We start from the raw sequence: 4624 nt of genomic DNA, 5'->3' as shown, positions 1-4624 counted from the left end.
CCTTACCCCAGACCTCACGGAAGGCCGCGACCGTATCGGCCGCCGTCTTCAGGACAAGGTGCTCGGGAAGCGCGGCCCTTCCCGCCAGATAGGCGAGCTCGTCGCGGCTGAAGTCCCGCCAGTATTTGCTGCGGGCGACCTTGAGCGAGGCCTTGTCGTCCGGAACGTAGGCGGTCGTCGCGACGAAGTCATAGGCCGGCGCCACCGTCGCGTTGATCCCGTCGCGATAGAGCAGGGACCAGTTCTTCAGATGCATGTCGGCGTTGCCGATCAGGGCGTTGAAGACCAGGCGACGGATGAACTCGACCAGCCCGGGCTCGCCGACCTCGCGCCAGATCACCTCGGCGATGTTGCGGTAGGAGGCGCGGGCGTCCTTCTCGTCCGGATAGACCCCGAACACCTGGGCGAAGTCCTCCATGTGCAGGCGCTCCTGCTTGAAGGGCCGATCGAACCGCGCCGTGGCGAAGGCCTGGCCCTCAAGCCGTCCGATGCCTTCCGGCAGTCCGGCGATCTCATCGAGCGTGAGCAGCTTGATCTCAGGGACTTCGATGCCGATCGTCCGGGCCATGGTCATCATGGAGAATTCATTTTCCGAGACCTGCTCGTAGCGCTTCGACGGCAGCTTCACGATCCAGTCGCCGCCATCGCCATGGACGGGAATGGTCAGGCCGCCATCGGCCTTGGCGACAGCCGAGAATTTGAGCTGCACGCCGGCCAAGGAGAACCGCATCGCATGGTCCGTCGCGGGTGGCCGCAATCGGGTCGTCGGCGCCGCGCCGCCATCGGTCAGTTCGCTGCCGTCGGGTGTGTTTGCGGTGACGGCGCCGGGTAGGTCGTCGCCGAGCGCGGCGAGCAGGTGGAATTCCCGGACGGCCTTCACGCCGGCGCGTTCGGCGAGATAGTCCCGCAGCTGGCCCTCGGGGAGCAGGTTGGAGAAGAACGGCAAGAGTTGGATGCGAGTGGGTTTCTGGTCGCGAAGCAGGTCACCCGTCGCTGACTTGAACGACAGGCTGAGCGTTGGACGCGCTGGGTCCTCCGCGTAGGCGTCGTCGAAGACGAAGATCGTGCGGTCGGCGCCCAGGCCGGTGAGTTCGCCGACGCGGCGTTCGCCGAGACGGATTTCGAGGCGATCGGCCATGAGCTAGTCCTCGTCGTCGAGGCTGTAGGCGGCACGCTCCGCGTCAGGCCGACGATGGGCGAGTTGATTGCGGAACTTGGCGAGACGGTCGGTCAATTCGGTGAGGCGGGAAGGATCAGCGCCCGCTTCGACTTCGGATTGGAGGCTTGCCACGATCTCGGCGAGCTCTGTCTGCCAAGCATGTGTCGGGGTGGCCGGGGCGAGGTGCTCAAGTTCAAGGGCAAGGGTCGCGATGCGTTGTGCGATGGGCTCTTTTGTCTGATCGGCGCTGATGATGACGCGGACGAACTGGTTCAGCAGGGTGACGGCGCCACGAACCGTTCGAAGGTGAGCGTTCGCCTCTGCTTCGCCGATGATTGCTGTGACCGCGGTCATTGCGCTTCGCGGTACGAGAGCGACCTCCAGGTCGAGCAAGCGCGCGAGTTCCAGGAAGGTCGACAGGCGAAGGTCCACGATGCCGCGTTCGATGCGGGAGATTTGAGCCTGAGGCACATTCGCCTTGGCGCTCAGTTCGCGTTGCGACCAACCCTTGGCGGTTCGCGCCCGGAGAAGCTCCTCGGCGAGGGGCATGGTTTGGTAGTTCATGGGTTTGATACTGCTAAATATATCAGAAGGTAAATGGGATATATGATAGAATATCAAACCTAACCGACTTGCGCGATGGATGATAGCCTAACATGCATCATAGTGATGAGGAGATATCGTATTATATATCAATCAGAGACCCATGCGCAACTGGCATTGAGAACGAACCCCCAGGCTGCTGGGGAGCTCCTCATGTCTCAAACGGCCGATTTCCTTGATGTTTTGGTCAACTTTCCGTTTCTTACGGAAGGTGCGGAGGCGCCAAAGATGGTCCGGGTTTCAGCATCTGTATTTTCGAAGAATGTGGGCCACTTCCACGATGTGGCGCTCACTCAACCCGTCACCGTGACCCGGAATGGCCGCGACCGGACCGTCACGATTTCGGCCGAAGAATATCATCGCCTCAAACGACGCGATCGCCAGGTCATGAGTCTGGACGATTTCACCCAAGACGATCTGGCCGCGATCTTGGCGCTTGTACCCGACAGGGCGCCGATGGACGGCGACGAACTCCCCGTTTGAGGAGTCCGAGCGCTGCACGCCCCGTCGCCCACCCCGAACTCGCCGTCGAGATTCCCCTCGCAACCTAAAGCCCGACATTGATCGCTCCCTCCCCCTCGTGGACTCCCTTTCCGGTTCGTCTGTGATGCCCGCGCTTTTCTATTCCGTGCGCCGGACGACTCCTGCCAAACGCCGTTCAATGGCGCGTGTGAATTTCTCGCGGACCTCGTAAAAGAGTCCGCGCGGCAAGAGGCCGTAGGCAACCGACGAAGCGTCGCCGCGAACGGCGGGCCTCAGATCAGGGCCTGGCCAGACAAATCGGTTGGCGTCGGTGACGACGATCCATGACCGCTGGTCATCAAGTCCGAGCCGCCGCTTCGTCTCAATCGGAATCTCCACGGCTAGTTCCGGCTCTGCCGGCGGCGAATGCGTCACAGGAAGAACCAGCACGATCTTTTCGCCGTCTTGGTCTTCCGACACGAGGACGACGGCGCATGGCCGATCCTTGCTACCTTCTTCCTCGCCTCGGGCGGCCGCCTCGCGCCACAGAAACGAATAGCGGACGACGAGGCCCGGAACAGGTAGCGGGAACGACACCTATTTCAGTTCATGATCGTAATGCGCCGTCTCGGCCGGCGGCTCGGCCGCGCGGATCGCGGCGAGGTCGGCTTCGGTGAAATCGTCCAGCCCCAAGACCTGGCGATCACGGCGCTTCAGCCGATGATATTCATCAGCCGAAATCATCACGGTGCGATCGCGCCCGTTGCGGGTGATGGTCACCGGCTGCACCAGAGCCACATCCTGATAGCGGCCGATATTCCTCTGGAATTCAGCCGAAGACACCTTGACCATATTGCCTGCACTCACATTCCGGATTATCCGTAGTGTATATAAAACCCGGACATTTTCAACTCTGCCCGACGCTGACCTGGGCCATGATTGGCGGGGGCCGAGGTGCCTTCAAATCGCCTTCCTGCTAAATTCCGCCCCCTGTCCACGTTCGTGACGCTGATGATTGATCCGGAAAATGCCACGGAAATCGCCCGCATCCGAAGTCGGCTGGCGTCGCTAGATATCGAACGCGGAAAGCTCGCGACCGCACTCGCCGAACTCGAACGCCAACAAGCGGCGTCAGCGCCCACCCATCATCAGGAGCCAACTGCGAACCCGCCGACCGTGACGGCGACGTCCTCAACAGCGGTCAAGGTCGATCTCTTTCGCCGCCTGTTCGTCGGCAGGCCCGATGTGTTTCCGATCCGTTGGGAGAACCGAAAAGCTGGCCGCGCGGGTTATGCACCCGCCTGCGCCAACGAATGGGCGAAAGGTGTTTGCGGCAAACCTCAAGTCAAATGCGGGCCTGTCCCAACCAGGCGTTCATCCCGGTCTCGGACGACGTCATCGACCGGCATCTGCGTGGCGGCGGCCAGAAGGTGTCCGACAGCGATTTCGTCGCCGGCGTCTACCCACTGCTCCCCGATGGAACCTGTTGGTTTCTGGCCGTGGATTTCGACAAGGAGTGTTGGGAGGCGGATGCGTCGGCTTTCGTCGAGACCTGTCACGCAAAGGGCATTCCGGCTGCGCTCGAACGGTCGCGGTCGGGCAATGGCGGTCACGTCTGGATTTTCTTCTCCGAACCGATCGCCGCCCGCACCGCCCGGCAGCTTGGTGCGGCGATCCTCACCGAGACGATGGAGCGCCGCCCGGAGATCGGCTTTGAATCCTATGATCGTTTCTTTCCAAGCCAAGACACGATGCCGACCGGCGGTTTCGGAAATTTGATTGCGTTGCCTTTGCAGCGCCGCGCTCGCGAAGGCGGCAACAGCGTCTTCATCGACAAGGAGCTGCGCCCCTACGACGATCAATGGGCGTTCCTGTCGTCGCTGCGCAGATTCTCCGCCGACACGGCGACAAGGATCGTTGCGGAGGCCGAGGCGCGCGGCCGGGTTTTGGCCGTCCGCATGCCGGTCGAAGACGAGGATGCTGACGAACCTTGGCGCATGACGCCATCGCGGCGCCGTGAGCCGGCCCAGATCGACGATCCATTGCCCAAGAAGATCAGCATCGTCCTCGCAGACCAGATCTACGTCGATCGAACGACGTTGCCTCCGGCGATGACGGCGCGACTGATCCGCCTGGCGGCCTTTCAGAATCCCGAATTCTACCGCGCGCAATCCATGCGGCTACCGACGTTCGATAAGCCGCGGATCATCTCCTGCGCCGAACTTCATGCCCGCCATGTCGGGCTTCCGCGCGGCTGCCTGGACGAAACGGTCGATCTGATCCGAGCGCTCGGCTCTGAAGTTGAGCTTCTGGACCATCGCTCTCCTGGCGCGCCGCTCCCTGATGACGTGAGCTTCCAGGGCGCGCTACGCGGTCCGCAGATCGAAGCCTTCGATAAGC

At 62.2% G+C, this 4624-nt stretch carries 5 protein-coding genes and 1 pseudogene; 2 read left to right on the top strand and 4 right to left on the bottom strand.

Going from position 1 to position 4624, the window contains the following annotated elements; translation table 11 throughout:
* Together E8A12_RS19065 and E8A12_RS19060 are read right to left on the bottom strand one after the other, a co-directional pair.
* Nucleotides 1–1138 (bottom strand): type II toxin-antitoxin system HipA family toxin (locus E8A12_RS19065; RefSeq protein ID WP_293371751.1); only part of this gene is annotated, 1138 nt, incomplete at its 3' end.
* Nucleotides 1139–1141: 3 nt separating this feature from the next.
* A complete protein-coding gene (locus tag E8A12_RS19060; protein ID WP_293371749.1) occupies nt 1142–1723 on the bottom strand; it encodes a helix-turn-helix transcriptional regulator in 582 nt (193 codons plus the stop codon).
* Nucleotides 1724–1915: 192 nt separating this feature from the next.
* On the opposite strand from E8A12_RS19060, the gene E8A12_RS19055 reads away from it, so the two are divergent.
* Nucleotides 1916–2245 (top strand): hypothetical protein, encoded by a 330-nt coding sequence (locus E8A12_RS19055; RefSeq protein WP_293371747.1) that lies wholly within the window; start codon nt 1916–1918, stop codon nt 2243–2245.
* Between the two features lie 138 nt (nt 2246–2383).
* Here E8A12_RS19055 and E8A12_RS19050 read toward each other — a convergent pair whose 3' ends face one another.
* Complete coding sequence (locus E8A12_RS19050; protein ID WP_293371745.1) at nt 2384–2821, bottom strand: growth inhibitor PemK; 438 nt, start codon at nt 2819–2821, stop codon at nt 2384–2386.
* Nucleotides 2822–3091: a type II toxin-antitoxin system Phd/YefM family antitoxin gene (locus E8A12_RS19045; protein ID WP_293371743.1), complete on the bottom strand. Its 270-nt coding sequence runs from the start codon at nt 3089–3091 to the stop codon at nt 2822–2824.
* A 461-nt stretch (nt 3092–3552) separates the two neighbouring features.
* On the opposite strand from E8A12_RS19045, the pseudogene E8A12_RS19040 reads away from it, so the two are divergent.
* Nucleotides 3553–4624, top strand: a pseudogene (locus E8A12_RS19040) (restriction endonuclease subunit R); the annotation flags it as partial.

It is taken from the genome of Phenylobacterium sp. (genome assembly GCF_004799395.1).
Taxonomy (GTDB): domain Bacteria; phylum Pseudomonadota; class Alphaproteobacteria; order Caulobacterales; family Caulobacteraceae; genus Phenylobacterium.
This window is presented reverse-complemented; position numbering and strand designations above follow the sequence as displayed.

Excerpts from the sequence above, each read along its gene's own strand:
- E8A12_RS19060 (WP_293371749.1), bottom strand. The coding sequence starts at position 1,723 with ATGAACTACCAAACCATGCCCCTCGCCGAGGAGCTTCTCCGGGCGCGA.
- E8A12_RS19055 (WP_293371747.1), top strand. The coding sequence starts at position 1,916 with ATGTCTCAAACGGCCGATTTCCTTGATGTTTTGGTCAACTTTCCGTTT.